Below are 19,919 nucleotides of genomic sequence, written 5' to 3' on the forward strand. Positions count from 1 at the left end.
AGCCCTGGGCTTTTTTCTATTGATAAATTGACAAAACAACTTGCATTCACGCATGTGACATTCCACATCCAATAGCATACATTTATGGGTGGGGATAGTAGGTTAATAAAAAAAGGGAGGATCTCATGAAAAAGAGAGTTCTTGGTTTAGCTTTTCTTCTTTGCGCAAACTCATTCGCCGTTACAAGCCAATTCCGCGGCGTCAACTGGGCGGATAAGCGCGACAACTTCGTCTCGGACGTTCTCGTGCTTTCGGGCTTAAGCCTTTCCGACAATCATGAATCGGCTTATGCCATAGCTGACCGTATTGTCGGGCAGTTCCAGGAAGTGCTTGGTACAAACAGCGTGCGCATGCCGGTGAACGAACCGACCATTCTTAAAGCTTTTGACATGTATTCGGGTGCTTTGGATGCTGCTCTTGAACATGGTCGAGTGGCTATGGGCTACTGGGGCCCTGCGCAGCCTGCGGGCCCCAAAAACATGGACGATTGGTGGAAAATGTGGGCGAAACTCGTCGAAACATACGGCGACCATCCGAACGCCTACTTTGAAATTTTCAACGAACCGCACATGTATAACAAGACGGACCTTCGCAATCTCTATGCGGACTGGCTCAAGAAATTCCCGAACGTTCCGCGCGACCACATTTTGCTCGATGGCTCCGGCCTCGCTTGGAACGTTCCGGACATCGCTGACGACCCGCGCTTTGAAGGCTGCCTCTTTGCCGTTCACGAATACACGTTCTGGAACATGAGCATCACTACCGAACAGGGTTGGAAAAACAGCTTCAAGGGCAAGGTTGGCAAGTACATTGACCGCACCGTTTGCACGGAATGGGGCGGCGCCATGAGTCCTGGCGACAAGGCGGGCGTGCATTACGATTATCAGGATTACAACAAGGCTCCCACCAACTACTTCACGGCTTACATCCGCGGCATGTCCGATCAGCTCCGCGAATGGGAAATGGGCAGTTTCTACTGGCCGGGCCTCCGTGATGGTGACTGGTACAGCATGACCAAGCGCAGCGGGGAAGGCGTAAACACCAAGCTCCAGATTGTGAACCAGTCTGGCGTGGACCGCATGCAAATGGCTTGGGCCGATACCGTTGAAACAACGCCTCCTCAACAGGATCCGTTTGGCGGTTTTGATGCGGATGGAAAGCCGGTTGCTGGCAAGGCGATTACTATTCCGGGCACGCTCGAAGCCGAAAACTATGACCTCGGTGGCAGCCGCGTCTCGTTCTACGACAAGTCTTCCACAAACGAAGGCGGTGCTTACCGCAAGGATGCTGTGGACATCGTTGTCCTTGATTCCGCAGACCTCTCGAAGGGCTATGCTTTAGGCTACACGCAGGATGGCGAATGGCTTGAATATACCGTCAATGTGGCAAAAACGGCGAAATTCACTGTTGAAGTGCAAATGGCGACGGCTTCTGAAAAGGCGGGCGTGCAGCTCTTTATCGACAACAAGGCTGTTTCTGACGGCATCATCGCAAAACAGGGCGAGGATTGGTCGACTTATACCGCCGTGCAATCCCAATTGGGCGAAATTGCTGCTGGTGAACACGTCCTCAAGATGCAGATTGTGGGCAATTACGTGAATATCGACAATATTCGCTTCTGCGAAGGTGAAAAATGCGAAGAAACCGTCGGAATCCGCGCAAATCGCGCTTCCTCCGTGCGCACTCTCGAAAACTCCTCCCCGCGCCTCCGCGTCCAAAACAACAAGCTCTTTGTCGAGAAAAATGGCCTGCGCTTCGACCTCACCGGCCACCGCATCAAATAAAACAATCCAAAATGCAATACTTATGAAAAGCATTGTATAAAGCTGTAGTGAGATATTTGGTAAATGTGAAAAATGATTAAGTCATTGTGAGAATAAAGCGTCGGCCACAACCTTAAAAGGCGAGTGCCGCGACCATACTTGTATGGTCATGGTTGAGCCGTAAGGTTGGCGCTTGCGCCAGGATGGGTTTAAATCAACTCCGAGCTGGGGCCCCGCCCGCATGACGTACTTTTTGCATTCAAAAAAAACGGTTTTCAACCGAAAATATTCCATTATGGACTTTTTATCAACAATATGTAATTGCTTTTTCTGAACATATTCTCAAAAAGAGGATATGTTTAGAATGGTTATGGGTATTAACCGTGTACGAGGATTAGGTATATGAGAAAATTTTCTCTCTCTTTGGCTGCAGTAGCCGTTGCTGGTTTTGTCTCCGTTGCTAACGCTGCCCTTGCCGATGGCGGTGCTAAATTCTTAGGTAATATCACTACGGGTGGCCAGATTCGTAGCGACTTTGCTCAATATTGGAACCAGATTACCCCCGAAAACGGCTGTAAGTGGGGCTCCATCCATTCCCTTTCTAATGGCAACAGCGGTACAAGCAAGTTCGCCTGGGACAACTTCGACAAGTGCGAAAGCGCCTACAAGTGGGCCAAGGAAAAACCGGGCGAACGCCACTTCAAGTTCCACGCCCTCGTTTGGGGTTCCCAGTACCCGAACTTCCTCTGCAAAAAGAAAAATCCGGGCATTACCGTAGAACTCACCAAAAAGTACATCACCGAATGGTTTGATGCCGTTGCCGCGAAGTTCCCGGACCTCGAATACATTGACGTGGTGAACGAAGCTATTTGGGCGGGTAACAACTACCACTCTGGTTACGGCAAGCCTGCTGCAGGTGCCGAAGGCCACAGTACCGATGATACCGAATGCGGCGGCTCCTACATTATCGAAGCCCTTGGCGGTGACCGCGTGGTGAATGGCAAGCACCAGTACGACTTTATCACGAATGCCTTCAAAATGGCCCGCGAACGCTGGCCAAAAGCCGTGCTTATCTATAACGACTACAATACGCTTTCCTGGCAAATCAACGAAGGTATCGAACTCATTCAGACGATTGTCAAGAACGGCGCTCCGGTGGATGCTTACGGCCAGCAGGCTCACGACTGCAAGGGCATGAGCAAGAACGATTTCGAAAGCAAGATGACCCGAATCCATAACGAGACGGGCCTCCCGCTCCTCGTTTCGGAATACGATATCGGCGAAGCGGACGATACCAAGCAGAAAAACGATTACGCGAACCAGATTCCGTTCATGTGGGAAACGCCGTGGGTTGCTGGCATCACCATCTGGGGCTACATCAACGGCTCTACCTGGGTCCAGAACACGGGTCTTATCGAAAAGGATGGTCGCAAGCGCGCTTCCATGAACTGGCTCGAAGACTACTTCGCCAAGAACTTGAGCAAGGGCAAGAACGATGTGACCTTCACTCCGGTTGAACCCGAACCGCAGCTTCCGTTCAAGGGTGAAGCGATTGCCATTCCGGGTAAGGTCGAAGCCGAAGATTTCGATATTCCGGGTGTGGGCGTCAATGAAGACGGTACAAGCAACCAGTCCTACGGCGACGACTCCGAAAACCATGGCGACAGTGACTACCGCAAGGACACGGGCGTTGATCTCTACAAGAAGGCGACCGGTGTTATCGTGGGCTACAACAGCGAAGGCGATTGGCTCGAATGGACCGTGAACGTTAAGGAAGCGGGTGACTACACGATGTTTGCCGCCGTAGCTGCCGCAGGCTCTACCTCCAGCTTCCAACTCTCTCTCGATGGCAAGGCGCTTACCGAAAAGATTACTGTCCCCGCTGCCAAGGAAGGTGAAGAAAATTACGACGACTACAATAAGGTCAAGGCCAACGTGACTCTCCCGGCTGGTAAGCACGTGCTCCGCATGGATGTAACCGGCGCCTGGTTTGACGTGGACTACTTCACCTTCGTGAAGGGCAAGGACGCCACCGACCCCGAACCGATTGATGTTCCGGACGCCATTCAGTCGAACCTCCGCATGAATTACCCGGTCCTCAGTGATTACGATGTCTTTGACATGAACGGTGTGCGTCTCGGCCGCATGAGCGCTTACTCTGTGGATGAAGCCGTGACAACGCTCAAGAACACGAGCGCCATCAAGGTCCAGGGAATCTACCTGCTCCGCTCCGTCAAGAATGGTGCTGTGAAAACAGTTCGCATTGCGCGCTAAAAGATCCTAATCCATACTCCCTAGAAAACTAGGGACTTAAATACCCAAAGGCCTTCGAGCTCACCCTCGAAGGTCCTTTTTTTGCATTAATTACAAAACATTTTTTCGGTATAATGCGAGATTTTTGTGTAATTAAATGATTGCTTATTGTCGTTGTGAGAATAAAGCGTCGGCCAAGGATGGGGAGGGTGCAGGGAGGGGCCCGTGCGGCCTTCGCAACTCCGAGCTGGGGCCCCGCCCGCATGACGTACTTTTTGAATAGTAATGGAATTTTAAAAGGTTTTAACTTAAAAAACATGTTTTTGTAAATATTCCATTATGGACATTTTGTCAATGATAAATTTTGGACTTTTTGGGGCGATTTTTAAAAACAAAGATATGTTTATAATGGTTGTATGGGACTCTTAACCTATGAGGATGTGGAAAATGAAATCAAAATATTTGAAAGGTTTATTGGCTGCTGCACTTTTGGGTGGTGCAGTAAGTTCTTACGCAGGTCCAGGCCTTGCCGATGGCGCGGCCAAGTTCATTGGTAACATTACCCAGAGTAATAGTGTCGGCTCAGACTTTACTGCGCTCTGGAACCAGGCTACGGCCGAAAACGGCTGTAAGTGGGGTTCCGTCGAAGGTACTCGTGGCCGTTACAACTGGGGTGCCTGCGATGCTGCCTATAACTGGGCAAAGCAGAACGGGGGTCACTTCAAGTTCCACGCTTTGGTGTGGGGCTCCCAGTATCCGAACTGGCTCAATGGCCTTAGCACAGACGAAACGAAGAAGGCGATTACCGCCTGGTTCGATGCGGTCAAGGAACATTACCCCGATCTCGAAATGATCGACGTGGTGAACGAAGCTATCCGCACGGGCAACAACAGCTATCATTCTCCTTATGGCAAGAACAACAACATCATTCCGGCACTCGGTGGCGATAATGGTGGCAATTACCAGTTCGTAACGACCGCCTTCAAGATGGCGCGCGAACGTTGGCCGAAGGCTATCCTCATTTATAACGACTATAACACGGTTCAGTGGAACAAGGATCAGGGCATTCAGCTTATCCAGACCATCAAGAAAAACGGTGCTCCGGTTGACGCATACGGCTTGCAGGCCCACGACATGATGAGCCAGGGCGGTGGCCAGGGCGGTACCGGTGGCGGCGGCGTCTGCTTGAACATCAATACGCTCAAGAGTGTTCTCAAGGAAATCTGGGACAAGACCCAGACCCCGATGTTCATCAGCGAATACGACATTGCAACTACCGACGACAATATCCAGAAGCAGTGCTACTCCGAACAGATTTCTCACTTCATGGAAAACGAACACATTGCCGGCATTACCATCTGGGGCTACATTTATGGTCGCACTTGGCTCGACTGTAACGGCACTGCGAGTGGCTGCTCCGGCATTGTCAAGAATGGCCAGGACCGCGCCGCTTTGAAGTGGATGAGGGAGTACCTCAAGAGCAACAAGGGCGTGAACACGACTGGCCTCAATACTGGTGTTCTCACTCCGGTTGACCCTGTTCCGCAGGAACCGTTCAAGGGCGAAGCTCTCGCTGTTCCGGGCAAGATTGAAGTCGAAGATTTCGATAAGCCGGGCCAGGGCAAGAACGAAGACGGTACGAGCAACGAATCCTATGGCGACGATTCCGAAAACCATGGCGACTCCGACTACCGCAAGGATACCGGTGCAGACCTTTACAAGAAGGCTACTGGCGTTGCTCTCGGCTACAACACTACGGGTGACTGGTACGAATACACCATCAACATTGCCGAAGCTGGCGACTACACCGCAATCGCTTCTGTTGCTACCGAAGGTACGGGCGCATTCACGCTCTCTCTCGATGGCAAGTCTCTCGCTGAATTCGAAGTCACTGGCACAAGCTACGACGACTTCTCCGACGTGAAGAAGAAGGTGACGCTCCCGGCCGGTAAGCACGTGCTCCGCCTCGATGTGACTCAGCAGTACTTCGACATCGACTACATCAACTTTGTGAAGGGCGAAGTTGCCGATAATCCGGGTGGTAATGACAATCCGGGTGGTGGCGATGAACCGGGTCCGGGTGTCGGTATTAAGACAAGTGTTCAGTACCAGGCTCCGAGAATCGGCAGCTACGACGTCTTCGACGCAAATGGTGTCCGCCTTGGCCGCATGAACGCTTACTCCATGAGCGAAGCCGCCCAGATTCTCAAGAGCTCTAACGATGTCAAGAACAACGGCATTTACATGCTCCGCTCTGTCCAAAGTGGTGCTGTGAAGTCCGTGCGTATCTCTCGCTAAAAGGAATCCTAATCCATACTCCCCTCAACCAAAACGGGGGAGCCTTAAATACCCAAAGGCCTTCGAGGTAACACTCGAAGGTTCTTTTTTTTGTCCAATGTCATGCTTGCGAACATTGTCATGCCCGGCTTGACCGGGCATCTCCATCTCGTTTTTCAATCTTCCTATTACTTTGTCATGCCCGGCTTGACCGGGCATCTCCATCTAGACATTTTGGCAATGATAAATTTTCTCCTCTTTGGATAAACTGAGAAAAATGAGAATAAGTTTATAGTGGTGTTAGAGTACTAACCTAAGAGGATGGTTGGAAATGAAATCAAATTTCATTAAGGGTATATTGTATGCTGCACTTATGGGTGGAGCAGTTAATTCGTTTGCAGGCCCCGGTATGGCCGATGGCGGTGCAAAATTCCTAGGAAACATTACAACTCGTGGCCAGGTTCAGTCCGATTTCGGGACTTACTGGAACCAGATTACCGCCGAAAACGAATGCAAGTGGGCGTCCATCGAAGGCACTCGCGGTCGTTACAATTGGTCGGGCTGCGATGCTTGCTATAACTGGGCTAAAAAGAACGGAGGCAAGTTCAAGTTCCACGCTCTTGTGTGGGGCTCCCAGTACCCGAACTGGCTCAATGGCCTTAGCACGGACGAAACCAAGAAGGCGATTACCGCATGGTTCGATGCCGTTGCCGCTCATTACCCCGATCTCGAAATGATTGACGTGGTGAATGAAGCCATCAAGTCGGGTGGCAGCTACCATTCCGGTTATGGCAGAAACAATAATATTATTCCTGCTCTCGGTGGCGATAACGGCAACTACGAATTCGTGGCAACTGCATTCAAGATGGCGCGCGAACGTTGGCCGAAGGCTATCCTTATCTATAATGACTATAACACGTTCAGGTGGCAGATTAACGAAGGTATCGACCTCGTGAACAAGCTCGTGAAGCAGGGCGCTCCGGTCGATGCGTACGGTCAGCAGGCTCATGACTTGACCGACATGAACGCCAACGATTTCAAGAGCGCCTTGAACAAGATCCAGAACAGCGTCAAGAATGCCAAGGGCGAACCGATGCCGCTCTTCATTACCGAATACGATATCGGTACGGATAACGACAACCAGCAGAAACAGCGCTACTCCGAGCAGATCCCCGCATTCTGGGAATCTCCTCAGGTCGCGGGCATTACCCTCTGGGGCTACATCTACGGTGCTACCTGGACTACGAACGGAAACTCCGGTCTTATCAAGAATGGTAGCGACCGTCCGGCAATGACCTGGCTCAAGCAGTATTTCAAGGAACACCTCAAGGACGGTAAGGACAATACGGGCCTTTTTGCTCCGTATGTCCCGCCTGAGCCGGTGCCGCGCAAGCCGTTCAAGGGCTCTGCTTTGGCAATCCCGGGCAAGATTGAAGTTGAAGACTTTGATATTACCGGCGTCGGTGAAACGGATGGCGTCAGCAATGTGTCTTACAGCGATGGCGACCCGGAAAACCATGGTGATTCCGATTACCGCAAGAGCGATGCTTCCGATGTCGATATCTACAAGAAGGCAACTGGAAACATTGTCGGCTATAACACGACTGGTGACTGGCTCGAATACTCTGTCGACATTGCCGAAGCAGGTGACTACACGGCAACAGCTTCTGTCGCTGCAGACGGTTCCGGCTCCTTCAAACTTTCCATTGATGGGAAGTCTGTCGGTGAATTTGACGTGACGGGCTCTAGCTGGGACAATTTCATTGACGTGAAGAAGAAAGTGACGCTCCCGGCCGGTAAGCATACCCTCCGTATGGACGTGACAGCACAGTATTTCGATATCGATTACATCAACTTCACGAAGGGCGATAAAGAACCGCCAATCTCCATCCAGACCCAGGTCCGCTACGAATATCCGGAAGTGAGTGACTACTACGTCTTTGACGTGAACGGGGTACGCATCGGTCGCATGAGCGCCTACACTATGGACGAAGCCGTGGCAACTCTTAAGAATACGAGCGCCATCAAGGTCCAGGGCTTGTATATGCTCCGCTCCGTCAAAACGGGTGAAGTCAAGTCGGTCCGTGTAGCCCGCTAACTAGAATTCCTAATCCATAACTCCCCAATAGGGAGCCTATTACACCCAAAGGCCTTCGAGGTTCCCCCCTCGAAGGTTCTTTTTTTGCAGTGTCACCCCGAAATACGTCATTCTCGACCTGTCACCCCGGCCTTTGTGCCGGGGTCGGCATACACACTTGCGATTGCTTTGTCATGCCCGACTTGATCTCTTTGACTACTTGCAGCTATGCTGCTTAGTAGTCATGATCCGCGTATGGGGAGGGCATCTCCTTCTCGTTCTGTGAGCAAACGCAAAAAATCCGAAAAATCGGGATTTTCTAGCGTTCGTTGTACCTTAATCCATAAAATTGATGTATTTTAATTAATTGCAGAAAGGGAGCGATTATGAGTGATAGTGAAAATCAGGTTGCATACGCTGAACTGTTCTCGGAAATATTTTACGAACAGTTCATTTCCGCATATTATGTGAATTTGCTGGATTTCTCGTATGTCGTTTACTATCGCAAAAAGGGCCTTGAAAAAAAGTATGGCGATGGCGTTAACGCCGTATCTGCCCTCCAGAAGTTTATTTCCGAAGATGTCCATCCCGAAGACCGCGATGTGCTGAAGGATATGCTATCTGTAGCTTATGTACGTGGCCGCCTTAAAAAAGAAAGCAGTTTCTCGTTTGTGGTGCGTGAGATTGTAACAGGCAAGGAACGCTATTGCAAGCTCCAGGTGACCCGTGGCCGCGATGAAGACCACATGGCCATCTGCTTCTTGAATGTCGATGACGAAATCCGCAAACGCATGAAGGTCGAGGAAGGCTACCGCGTTATCCAGGCCCTTGCCATGGAATTCAATGCACTTTACCGCATCGATCTTGATTCGGAAAAAATGCATTCCTATGTCAAGTCGCAGACGGCACGCATTTTTGAAAAAGAGCTTCGCGGTGAAATGTTTTATTCCGAGGCGTTAAAAAAATACGCTACTGAAATTGTATCTAGCGAAGATGCCAAGCGAGTCTTGACGTTGGCGTCAATCGAGAGCATTCGTGAAAGATTTTCGAGGCAGAGCTACTTCGAGGTGGACTACAAGAATCGCGATGGCCGCTATTTCCAGATGAAATTCGTTCGGGTTTCCGACGAAAAATCGCCTGTGGTCGTGCTTGGCATTGCAGACCGCGACGAAGAAAAACGTTCGGATGTGATGAACCGCGAATTTTCCGAAATCGCTAATGCGTTGAGCGTCGAATACGAAATCATCTATTACGTGAACTTGAATGACAATTCGTACGACGTGTTCAACCAGGAAAGTAGCTACATCAAGCTCAAGCTCCTGATGAGCCGCCAGAATTTTTTCGAAGAATGTACGAGAGACATCAAGAAGATTATCTACCCGCAAGATGTTGAACGGTTGATTTCGGTCATGAATAAGGATTTTTTGCTCTCTCAGCTTGAGGGCGACAAAACCTTTTCAATCGAATACAGGCTTATGGTCAATGGCGAGCCTCAATACTACCGCCTCAAGGCGCTTTGGTCCAAGGCCGCTGACGATCATATTATTATCGCTGTTGCCAATATCCACAAGGAAGTCCTTGCCCGTAAAGAGCGCGAACGCAACATGGAACGCAACTTCGACATTATCAATGTGCTTGCGACGGAATTCACCTCAGTCTACTATGTCGATCTTGATACGGATACGTTTACGCCTTACACGGTGAGCGACTATGCTGAAGTCAATTACGGAAAGCTGTATCAACACGATAAATGTTATTCTAAAGTGTTCAAGGCGTATGTTGACGGATTTGTCCATGAACTCGATAAGAAAAGAATTGGTGATTTTGCTTCTATTGAACATATCAAGAAACTGCTTGAAGGCCAAAAATCGTTTATAGCGCACTACAGAAAATACGATACTGGAGGAACCCGTTTTAGCGAGATAAAGTTCGTGAAAGTCGGTTCGCAAAATGAAACGCCGCGTGCTGTTGTAGTTTGTTTTGCCGACAAGGATGCCGAAATTCTAAACCGCTATGTTGATAGCAAGCTTTATGAAGATTATTTTGGCGTTTATTTTGTGAATCTCGAAGACGATACTGTCCGCAGTATCCGTGAATCGACGGTTTACGAGAAAGGTAAAACTTATGGCGGCTTTATCAAGTACAGTAACGCTATTCTTGAGTTCAGCAAGGAGGTCTTGCCGGAGTTCCGCGAAACTTGGGAAAACATGGCGAACGTTGATTTTATGCGTTCATACTTGGCAGATGTCGATAAGCGCGAGTACAGCTACCGTGCGCTCAAGGGTGAATGGCGTCGCGTGACGACGTTTGTCCTGGAACGTAGAAATGGCGTGCCGGTGACCTTTATTATGGCGTTCATGTTCATTGACAATATAACCGCTCAAAAAATGGAACTGGACGCAAAGATTGCTGAACAGAAGCAGGAACTTGAGAAACAGCAGAAACTTCTGGAACAGGCTCTTGTGCAGGCAGAGAAGGCGAACAACGCAAAGACGATGTTTCTTTCTAACATGTCGCATGACATCCGCACGCCGATGAATGCCATTATCGGTTTTACAAACCTTGCGCTGAATAATTTGGATGACCCTGTGCTGGTCAAGAATTATTTGAACAAGACTGTCGTTTCGAGTACGCATTTGCTCTCGCTCATCAATGATATTCTCGATATGAGCCGCATTGAGTCGGGCAAGATTCGGCTTGAAGAGGTAAACTGCAACTTGTCCGAAATCATGCATGACCTGAATACGATTGTTTTAGGTCAGGCGAGTGAAAAACAGCAAAACCTTTACATGGATACGTTCAATATCGAGAACGAACTTGTTATTTGTGACAAGCTGCGCTTGCATCAGATGCTGATCAACCTGCTTTCAAATGCGGTCAAGTTTACGCCGGTTGGCGGGAACATTCATGTGTTTGTCCGCCAGACGGCTAGCGACGAAAATACGGGAACGTATGAGTTCCATGTCAAGGACGATGGCATCGGCATGAGTCCGGAATTCTTGAAAGTCCTGTACCAACCGTTTGAACGCGAACGCACCTCAACGATTTCCAAGACGCAAGGGACTGGGCTTGGAATGTCTATCACCAAGAAAATTGTTGATATGATGGGAGGCTCTATAGATGTCGTCAGTGCGCCTAATCAGGGAACGGAATTCATCGTTCATCTGAAACTGAAAATTCAGGATACTTCTGCGAACTTGACGAATCTTGATGCTTTGCAAAATGCCCGCGCCCTTGTTGTCGCAAGTGATTACAATGCGTGCTCCAGTGCCACGAATCTTCTGCGCCGTTTGGGAATGCGTGCGGAATGGACTATGTATGGCCGCGAAGCGGTATTGCGAGCCAAGGAAGCTGTTGACCGTCACGAATGCTATTCTGTGATTATCCTAGACGACCTATTGCTTGATATGGAAAGTGTCGAAGCGGTGGAACAGTTGCGTATGATCCCTGGAAGCGATAATCCGATTATCGTCATGGCGTCCTATGACTGTGCAAACATTGAAAAAAGTGCGCGCGAAGCGGGTGTGACTGCGTTTATAAGCAAACCGCTATTCCTCACGGAAATGCATGATGTCTTGGCACGTGCCATAGGCGTTTTAAAGGACGAAGTGAAAATTGAGGTTGATGATACTTCTTGCTTTGCCGGGAAGAAAATTCTTCTCGTCGAAGACAATGAGCTTAATCGTGAAATCGCACAAAGTGTTCTTGGTGAAATGGGCTTTGGGGTGGACTGTGCCGAAGATGGCCGTGTCGCCTTGAACGTGCTAGAAAAGGCTAAGCCGGGCGCCTATGACTTGATTTTGATGGATATGCAGATGCCTGTGATGGACGGTCTCGAAGCGACTAGGCGTATTCGAGCAATGCGCGATGATTACTTTAAGAAAGTCCCGATTGTGGCAATGACCGCAAATGCGTTTGAAGAAGACCGCAAGGCCGCACTCGATGCTGGTATGAACGAACATGTCGCAAAACCCATTGACGTCGAAAAACTCAAAAAAGTCCTTCGTAAATTCTTAGGATAAACAAATTATTTAAAGAATTCCACGCACCCGTAGACGGAAATGAGTTCCGGGTTTTCCGGGTCGCGCCTATTCCAACATTGCTGGACTTTAATCTTGCACGGACATTTTTTGCCTTTGACGAGCATTTCACTGTTGAACGAGAACGAGTCGTTGTTCAGCTGCGGGTCGTGCAGTAATTTTGCAAATTCATCCCAATTTTCGCGTCCAAAGATGGTCCAAAATTCACTATTGTTTTCGGGTTCCGCCATGGTCGTCGGGAAACTCAACGCCTTTGCATTCCTGGCGTGGAGCTTCAGCATCGAAGGCTCGTAAGTGTATTCAAACGTAACCCCGTGTTACAACGAAGCAAAGAACTGGCTCTTCTTGTGTTCTGTCAAGTACTGTTCGTAGATGATATTTTCCGTATCATTCTCGGTGCTTTCGAAAATGGAACGTGCAATCTTTTCAAAGTCCGCATCGCTGAGCTTGCTTGTGCGTTGGTCGTTCAATTCCTTGGGCAATGTATCGGCAACATCTCCGAGACATTCCAGGAGCAGCGGGTTAAAGACTCCGCATTCGTTGTTGCGGATCATCTCGAGAGCCTTTTCATGGCTAAACGCTTTCTTGTAGCATCGTTCGCTGGTGAGGGCGTCGTACACGTCGGCAACGGAAACGACCTGTGCGCTGATAGGAATTTCGTCACCCTTGAGGCCGTCGGGGTAGCCGCGACCATCCCAGCGTTCATGGTGCCAACGGCAAATGTCGTAGGCGAACTTCATGAGCGGTTCATTTTTGAAGAACTGGATGGCATCAAGCATCTTGGCTCCGTTCATGGAGTGCTGCTTCATGATGTCAAATTCTTCTTTCGTGAGCTTGCCGGGCTTGTTCAAAATTTCATCGGGAATCGTGATCTTGCCGATATCGTGCATTGAAGATGCTGTTGCAATCGTGCCGATTTCCTCTTCGGTAATCTTGTATTCCTTGGTGCGCTTGAGCAGTGCGCGTAAAAGAATGTCTGTAATCTTCTTGATGTGCAGAACGTGCTGGCCGCTTTCGCCGTTACGGAATTCTACAATGTGGCTCAAGATGGAAATCAGCATGTCGCTGTTTCGCGTCCTTTCGTAAATCTTGTCGGTCACAAGTTCCGAAAGCTGCATCTGCTTTAGGTAAAGCCCAATTGTATTGCGGACTCGGTTTTGCACGACCATCTGGTCGAACGGGCGGTAAATAAAATCGGTCACTCCGAGCGAGAACGCTCTTTCTACTTGTGGCGTTGAGGTCTCTGCCGAAATCATGACGACTGGGGTCCCTTTGATCCACCCTTTTTCGTTCATGACTTCAAGAACTCCGAGCCCGTCACGTCCTGGCATAATCATGTCCAGCAAGACGAGCGTAATATCTTTTGCCGTTGTTTCAAGAATCCCGATGGCCTCGTCACCGTCTTTTGCTTCGATGATATCATATTCGTCCGAGAGCAGATCCGAAAGTACGACTCTGTTCATGGCGTCATCATCGACAATCAAAATTTTTGCACGTTCGTTGCTCATGGCCGAAACACCAATTTTTATTTTCTCTTTCTTAAGTGGTTGTACCTCTTTAATTTAAGAAAAATGTAACGAAAAAGAGCGTTTTGGTCCGCGAAAAATCAAAATACCCCGTCCATTTGCGCAAAATCACCATGTTTTTCTAAATTTTCCTTGAAATGCCGAAACCAGCAAATTATTTCCCCGCTATTGACGGTCTCCGTCTTCTCGCAAGCCTGAATATTGTCATGCTCCATTTGGGCAGTTCCAACGCCCTCATGTACATGTCCGATTGCAAGTGGGTGATGCCCATTATCTCTGCGCCTGCCTTTGCAGCGGGGATTTTCTATGTGCTGGCCGGTTTCCTTTTCGCAAGCAAGTACAGCGACCCGGACCGCAGTATCCCTGTCATTCCGTTTATGTTTGGCCGTATTGCAAAGCTTTACCGCTTGCACTTTTTCATGACGCTCCTCATGTTTGTGCTGGTCGTTTTCAAGATGAGCGGCTACACGCATTTGCCTGCGCTTTCTGAAATTGGTGATTGTGCTTCGGCGGGATTAGCTAAGATGTTCCACCCGTGGCGGAGCCTCATCATGCACCTCACGCTTACGTGGTCGATTGTTCCGGATCTCGGCATGAAGTTGAATGAACCGTCCTGGTCACTCACGAGCTTCTTCCTCTGCTATGCGATTACGCCGTGGTTCAGCCGTTGGCTTATCAAGCAGAACCGTCGTACGCTCTGGATTCTGTTCGGCGGTGTGTTCGTCCCGGGACTCCTTTGGGCTATCGTGTATGGCAAAACGGGCAATTTATGGTTTGATGGATTCGATGCCAAGTATCGTTTCTTCCACATGTTTGCGCCGGTGCGTGTCTTTGAATACATCTTTGGCATGGTGCTTTACCGCCTTTACAACGAGGGCGTCTTTGACGTTTTCAAGAAAGATTATGTGAGTGGCTTGGCGCAGGCTCTTTTACTCCTCGCACTTTATGGGAGCCTCTTCCTCATGCGTCCGGATGCCAATCCTGGCTATAATTATTTTATCCATCATAGCCTCCCGATTTTCATTTACGGCATGTTCGTGGTGAGTTTACTTTCGGGCAAGGGATTCTTGGCGAAGTTCTTTTGCATCCCGCTTGTGCGCCATATCGGTCGCGCTTCGTTCTACCCGTATTTGATTCATCTGCCTATCATCACGTTTGCGTGGGGCATTTGCAACCTGAACCGCCCGAAGAACACCATCCTTTTGCTCCTCTTCATTTACACTGTCAGCACACTTTACATGGAATTTAAAGTCTGGCGCCGCAAAAAAGCAAAAGCGAAGGCCTAAATCCAAGACTTTATTCGTCTTTTCACAAACAACTCCTGAAAATAAGTGTATTTTATACCTGTAGGCAACCGTTATAGGTTGGTGGAAGGGATATCTTGTCGGAGGAGTTGCAAAAACATGGATTGTCTTGAATCGTCAGACTTGACTCATGCGATTCTTTCGAGTGCAGGCGTCGGTTTGTGGGTTATTGAGGTAGATGAAGGCCACCCTCCACGAATGTATGCCGACAAGGCTCTTCTCCAGATTCTTGGATTCCCTGAAGAAACTCTCCCCGAAGACCTCTACAATTTGTGGTGCAACAATGTAGACATCTCGTATTACGAGGCTTATGCCGAGTTTGTGGACCAGATGACCCGCGGCGAAATGTCGGAACTGGAGTATGCCTGGAACCACCAGTCTCGAGGAATCATTTTCTTGCAAAATCACGGCAAGCGAAATGAAGCCTATAAACGGGGAATGCGCCTTGAAGGGTGCTGCACCGATGTGACGGAACAGGTCGAATTCAAGATGCATGTGCGCGAACTTGACCAGTATTCCGATATTGCGAACACGCTTGGCGATGGTTTTGATAATATTTATTACGTCGATATCAACGACAACTCCTTCATTGAATTTAACGCCCAGGGGGTCGTGAAGACTCTAGATGCCAAGAACTGTAAAGACTTTTTTGAAGGATTTGAATTGGCGCTTGAAAAGGTCGTATTTCGGGAAGACTGGGCGGCGGTCAAGGATTTTGTCAACAAGGAAAAAATGCTTCACGGTCTGGAAAATGATCGTGCGGTTTCGGTCTCGTTCCGATTCTCTTTTGACGGGCGTCTGGTGTATTACCGTTTAAAGGCCGCCAAAACTCCCGATTCCGAAAACCACATCGTCGTGACGCTTGAAAACGTCGATGAAGAGGAATCCGCCAAGGCGGAACGCAAGGCCATTGCAAACCGCGACATGGCTGTGATTTCTGGCCTGTCCGATGACTTTGGATGCGTCGTGTACGTGGATTACGAGACTCTTTCCGAGGTACACTACCGCTTTGACCCGATGTTTGATGAGATGGTTCCTGGCTGGTCTAAGATTGACAACTTTGGCGAGCGCCTAAAAGTACTTGTCGATACGGTGGTTCATCCGAGTGACCGTGAATCATTCTGCGCAGCGACTGAACCTACGAAGGTTCTTGACATGGTGGATCGGGAACACATGTACTTTGTCAACTTCAGGTTGCAGGTCGGTGGCGAAGATATTTACTACCAAATTAAGTTCGTCAAGGACGAAAACTTCAAGAACCATGTGATTGCGGGTTTCCATAGCGTCGATGCCGAGACCAAACGCGAAATGGCAAACCTTGAGAAGGCGGAACTTGCAAACAAGGCAAAGAGCGCGTTCCTTTTCAACATGTCGCACGACATCCGCACGCCGCTCAATGCGATGATCGGCTTTACCGACATGGCCGTCAAGAATATTGACGACAAGGCCAAGGCGCTTGATTGCCTCGGCAAGTCAAAACTTTCGAGTGAACATCTTTTGTCCTTGATCAACGATGTGCTGGACATGTCGCGCATTGAAAGTGGTAAGGTGGAATTGGACTTGAATCCTGTTAATTTGGATGAAAATGGCGAAGATTGTGTGCCGATGCTCCGTTCCCTTGCCGAGAAGAAAAACGTACACTTTGAATTTGCGCATCACGATATCCAGAACCGCTACGTTTATGTAGACTTCTTGCGTTTGAATCAGGTGATCATCAACGTTGTCTCGAATGCGGTAAAGTACACACCTTCGGGTGGCTCGGTGACGGTGGATATCACCCAGATTCCGTCAGAACGCGAAGGCTATGGCCTGTATCAGATTGTCATCAAGGATACGGGGATTGGCATGAGTGCCGAATACCAGCAGCACCTCTTTGATGAATTCTCCCGCGAGCGGACATCTACGGTCAGTAAGCAGCAGGGGACAGGTCTTGGGCTTGCCATTACCAAGCGCATTGTCGATATGATGGAAGGCTCTATCGATGTTGAAAGCAAGGTGGGTGAGGGGTCCAAGTTTACCATCCGCATCCCGATGCGCATTCAGGAAAATCCTGAAGCGGTGGAACAGGTGCGCTTCGCGCATTCTGAACAGGAATCGATTTCGTTCGAGGGCTTCAAGGTTCTCGTCGTCGAAGATAACGAGCTGAACCTCGAAATTTCTAAGGATATTCTCGAGAGTGCTGGCGTTGTCGTGGAATCTGCCGAAGATGGTTCCATTGCGGTGGAACGTTTAAAAGAAAAAGGCCCGGATTACTACGATTGCATTTTGATGGATATCCAGATGCCTGTAATGGATGGCTTTGAAGCGACTCGTGAAATCCGCAAGATGTTCCCGGACAAGCGGATTCCGATTATTGCCTTGTCGGCAAATGCCTTTGATGAAGACCGCCGCAAGTCCTTTGAAGCGGGCATGGATGGTCACTTGGCAAAACCCATCGTCATTGCCCAGCTCGAAGATTCGCTGAAGAAGTTTTTAAAGCATTAGGAAGGTGTGGGGTCGCACCTGCGGTGCTTTGAGCTATGAGGTCGGCACGTTGTGCCTTTGGGCTCGCTACGCTTTGGGCGTTTTTTATTGCATTCCCCCATACCTCAAAGGCACGAAGTGCCGCGCCCATACCCCATACCTGCGTTGTTCAATTAATTCAACTGCTTAATTCCAGCCACTGCTGCAACGTAGTCTGCTTCGACTTTTTCCAGGAGCGCCTGCGAGTTGGCAGTGAATGCTTCCGGGCGCAAGTCTTCAGTGAGTTCGCTGCTCGATGCAGAGAGCTTGTTCAGCCCGAGATTGGCGGCAACGCCCTTAAGCGTGTGCGCAGCGCGGAATGCCGTCTTCGCGTCATTTGCTGCAAAGGCGGCCTTGAGTTCACTGAAACTCGGATCATTCAAAAAAAGTCCCAAGTACTTTGCTACACGAGATTCCATGCGGAGTCTTTCCAGAACTGCATCCAAAGATTCACCGAGAGAGCTATAGAATTCAGAAAGTGTCATAAATTTATCCTAACCTTGTTTTGAAATATCAATGTGTCCGTAAACGGACGTGAGTATAGGAGCTTCGTTTTGGCGTTCTGCCCAGATCTGAAGCACCTTGACATTGCATGGCATGCTCTTGCCGTCAATGTTGAATGTTTGCTTGATAAGGATGGGCTTATCTTTTGGCGCGGATTTGCGCTTTAAAATCTTCTTGATTTTATCCAGGTTTTCGCTTGAGCTTTGATTATCTTCGTTTGGCTTGTAGTCGTCAAGGATTGTCCTTGGCAACCCGAGAGCCTTGGATGCTTTTGAAGAAAGCTTCATGACAGCCGGGTTGAAAGTGTATTCGAAGAGGATGCCGTCCAGCATAGATTCAAAGAAGTGGCTTTTTTTGCGTTCATCGATGAACTGCCTAAATGCCTGGTTATAAATCGGATGCTTTTGGTCGTTCATCATCGCATCGGCGATGTAGAAAAAGTCCTTGTCGGCTTGCTTGCTCCAGTCAAACGTCTGCAAGGCGATGACGAGCTTGTCTGCGATGGCGTCTAAGCACTCAATGAGAATCGGGTTGAATACGCCGCATTCATTGTTGTGAATCATCTCGAGTGCTTTCTCGTGCGTGAAGGCGTGCTTGTAGCAGCGTTCGCTCGTGAGCGCATCGTAAACGTCTGCGATCGAGACGATTTGTGCGGCTATAGGGATCTCGTCACCCTTGAGACCGTCTGGGTATCCGCGGCCGTCATAGCGTTCATGGTGCCAGCGGCAAATCTCGTAGGCGTATTTCATCAGGGGTTCGTCTTTTCCGACGGGGACAGCGTTGAGCATCTGGGCGCAGTTGACCGTATGCCCCTTCATGATGTTGAACTCTTCGGGAGTGAGCTTGCCTGGCTTGTTCAGAATCTCGTCGGGGATGGTAATTTTACCGATGTCATGCATGGACGATGCCGTGCAGATGATGCCGATATCGTTCTTGTTGATCTGGTATTTCTTGGTGCGGCGCAAAAGCTCGTGCAAGAGCATTTCGGTAATGGTGTTGATGTGCAACACGTGCATGCCGCTTTCGCCGTTACGGAATTCCACGATATGGCTCAGCATAGTCACCATCATGCTGTTGTTACGCGTCTTTTCGTAAATCTGATTTAAAACGAGGTCCGAAAGGCTCTTCTGCTTTTTGTAAAGGCGGATCGTGTTGTTCACGCGGTTCTTGAGCACCATCTCGTCGAACGGGCGACCGATAAAGTCTGTGGCGCCAAGCATGTAGGCGCCTTCGATCAGCGCATGGGCGGTTTCGCCAGAAATCATGATGACCGGGATCTCGTTAATCCAGCCGTTCTTATTCATGATGGCGAGGACTTCAATGCCGTCTTTTTCGGGCATCACCATGTCGAGGAGCACAAGCGAAATCTCGGATGTCTTTTCCCTCAGTAAAAGCAATGCTTCGTTGCCGTTTTCAGCTTCGATGATGTTGTATTTGTCACTGAGTACGTCCGATAACAGGGCTCTGTTCATAGCCACATCGTCAACAATCAGTATAAGAGGGCGTTTTTCATCCATAACGCATTCCTTTAAATCCCAAATACAATACACAATAAATGTATATAATTTTGAAAAGCAAGCGTAAGAAAATTGTAACTTCGTTGAAAATGTTGCCCGATATCACAACGTTCTTTTTGTGCTAAAATGTTCAATATTGCCTTTTTTATGAGAATT

11 protein-coding genes are annotated in these 19,919 nt (G+C 49.1%); 7 read left to right on the top strand and 4 right to left on the bottom strand.

Going from position 1 to position 19,919, the window contains the following annotated elements; all coding sequences use genetic code 11:
- The first annotated feature begins 125 nt into the window (after positions 1-125).
- The 5 genes from FSU_RS10875 to FSU_RS10900 all read left to right on the top strand — a co-directional run bounded on the left by FSU_RS10875 (position 126) and on the right by FSU_RS10900 (position 12,392).
- A complete protein-coding gene (locus FSU_RS10875; protein WP_014546457.1) occupies positions 126-1,784 on the top strand; it encodes a carbohydrate-binding protein in 1,659 nt (552 codons plus the stop codon).
- Between the two features lie 381 nt (positions 1,785-2,165).
- Positions 2,166-4,037, top strand: coding sequence for a cellulase family glycosylhydrolase (locus tag FSU_RS10880; RefSeq protein WP_014546458.1), 1,872 nt, complete (start codon positions 2,166-2,168; stop codon positions 4,035-4,037).
- A 426-nt stretch (positions 4,038-4,463) separates the two neighbouring features.
- The gene (locus FSU_RS10885) at positions 4,464-6,314 is read left to right on the top strand and encodes an endo-1,4-beta-xylanase (protein WP_014546459.1); all 1,851 of its coding nucleotides are present in this window, start codon (positions 4,464-4,466) and stop codon (positions 6,312-6,314) included.
- A 310-nt stretch (positions 6,315-6,624) separates the two neighbouring features.
- On the top strand, positions 6,625-8,391 hold the full coding sequence (locus FSU_RS10895) for an endo-1,4-beta-xylanase (RefSeq protein WP_014546460.1): 1,767 nt from the start codon (positions 6,625-6,627) through the stop codon (positions 8,389-8,391).
- A gap of 365 nt (positions 8,392-8,756) precedes the next feature.
- Positions 8,757-12,392 carry a response regulator gene (locus FSU_RS10900; RefSeq protein WP_014546461.1) on the top strand — a complete coding sequence of 1,212 codons (3,636 nt, stop codon included), beginning with the start codon at positions 8,757-8,759 and terminating at the stop codon, positions 12,390-12,392.
- 5 nt (positions 12,393-12,397) lie between these two features.
- Here FSU_RS10900 and FSU_RS16585 read toward each other — a convergent pair whose 3' ends face one another.
- Both FSU_RS16585 and FSU_RS10905 read right to left on the bottom strand, forming a co-directional pair.
- Positions 12,398-12,691 (bottom strand): hypothetical protein, encoded by a 294-nt coding sequence (locus FSU_RS16585; protein WP_014546462.1) that lies wholly within the window; start codon positions 12,689-12,691, stop codon positions 12,398-12,400.
- 36 nt (positions 12,692-12,727) lie between these two features.
- Positions 12,728-13,918: an HD-GYP domain-containing protein gene (locus FSU_RS10905; RefSeq protein WP_014546463.1), complete on the bottom strand. Its 1,191-nt coding sequence runs from the start codon at positions 13,916-13,918 to the stop codon at positions 12,728-12,730.
- Between the two features lie 155 nt (positions 13,919-14,073).
- On the opposite strand from FSU_RS10905, the gene FSU_RS10910 reads away from it, so the two are divergent.
- Together FSU_RS10910 and FSU_RS10915 are read left to right on the top strand one after the other, a co-directional pair.
- On the top strand, positions 14,074-15,222 hold the full coding sequence (locus FSU_RS10910; RefSeq protein ID WP_014546464.1) for an acyltransferase family protein: 1,149 nt from the start codon (positions 14,074-14,076) through the stop codon (positions 15,220-15,222).
- A gap of 117 nt (positions 15,223-15,339) precedes the next feature.
- Positions 15,340-17,724: a hybrid sensor histidine kinase/response regulator gene (locus FSU_RS10915; protein WP_014546465.1), complete on the top strand. Its 2,385-nt coding sequence runs from the start codon at positions 15,340-15,342 to the stop codon at positions 17,722-17,724.
- Positions 17,725-17,876: 152 nt separating this feature from the next.
- Here the strand turns inward: FSU_RS10915 and FSU_RS10920 are convergent, their stop codons facing one another.
- Both FSU_RS10920 and FSU_RS10925 read right to left on the bottom strand, forming a co-directional pair.
- Entirely contained in the window at positions 17,877-18,227 is a 351-nt protein-coding gene (locus tag FSU_RS10920; protein WP_014546466.1) for an Hpt domain-containing protein, read from the bottom strand.
- A gap of 9 nt (positions 18,228-18,236) precedes the next feature.
- Positions 18,237-19,763 carry an HD-GYP domain-containing protein gene (locus FSU_RS10925; RefSeq protein ID WP_014546467.1) on the bottom strand — a complete coding sequence of 509 codons (1,527 nt, stop codon included), beginning with the start codon at positions 19,761-19,763 and terminating at the stop codon, positions 18,237-18,239.
- Positions 19,764-19,919 lie beyond the last annotated feature (156 nt).

Origin of the sequence: Fibrobacter succinogenes subsp. succinogenes S85 (assembly GCF_000146505.1) — a bacterium.
GTDB lineage: Bacteria > Fibrobacterota > Fibrobacteria > Fibrobacterales > Fibrobacteraceae > Fibrobacter > Fibrobacter succinogenes.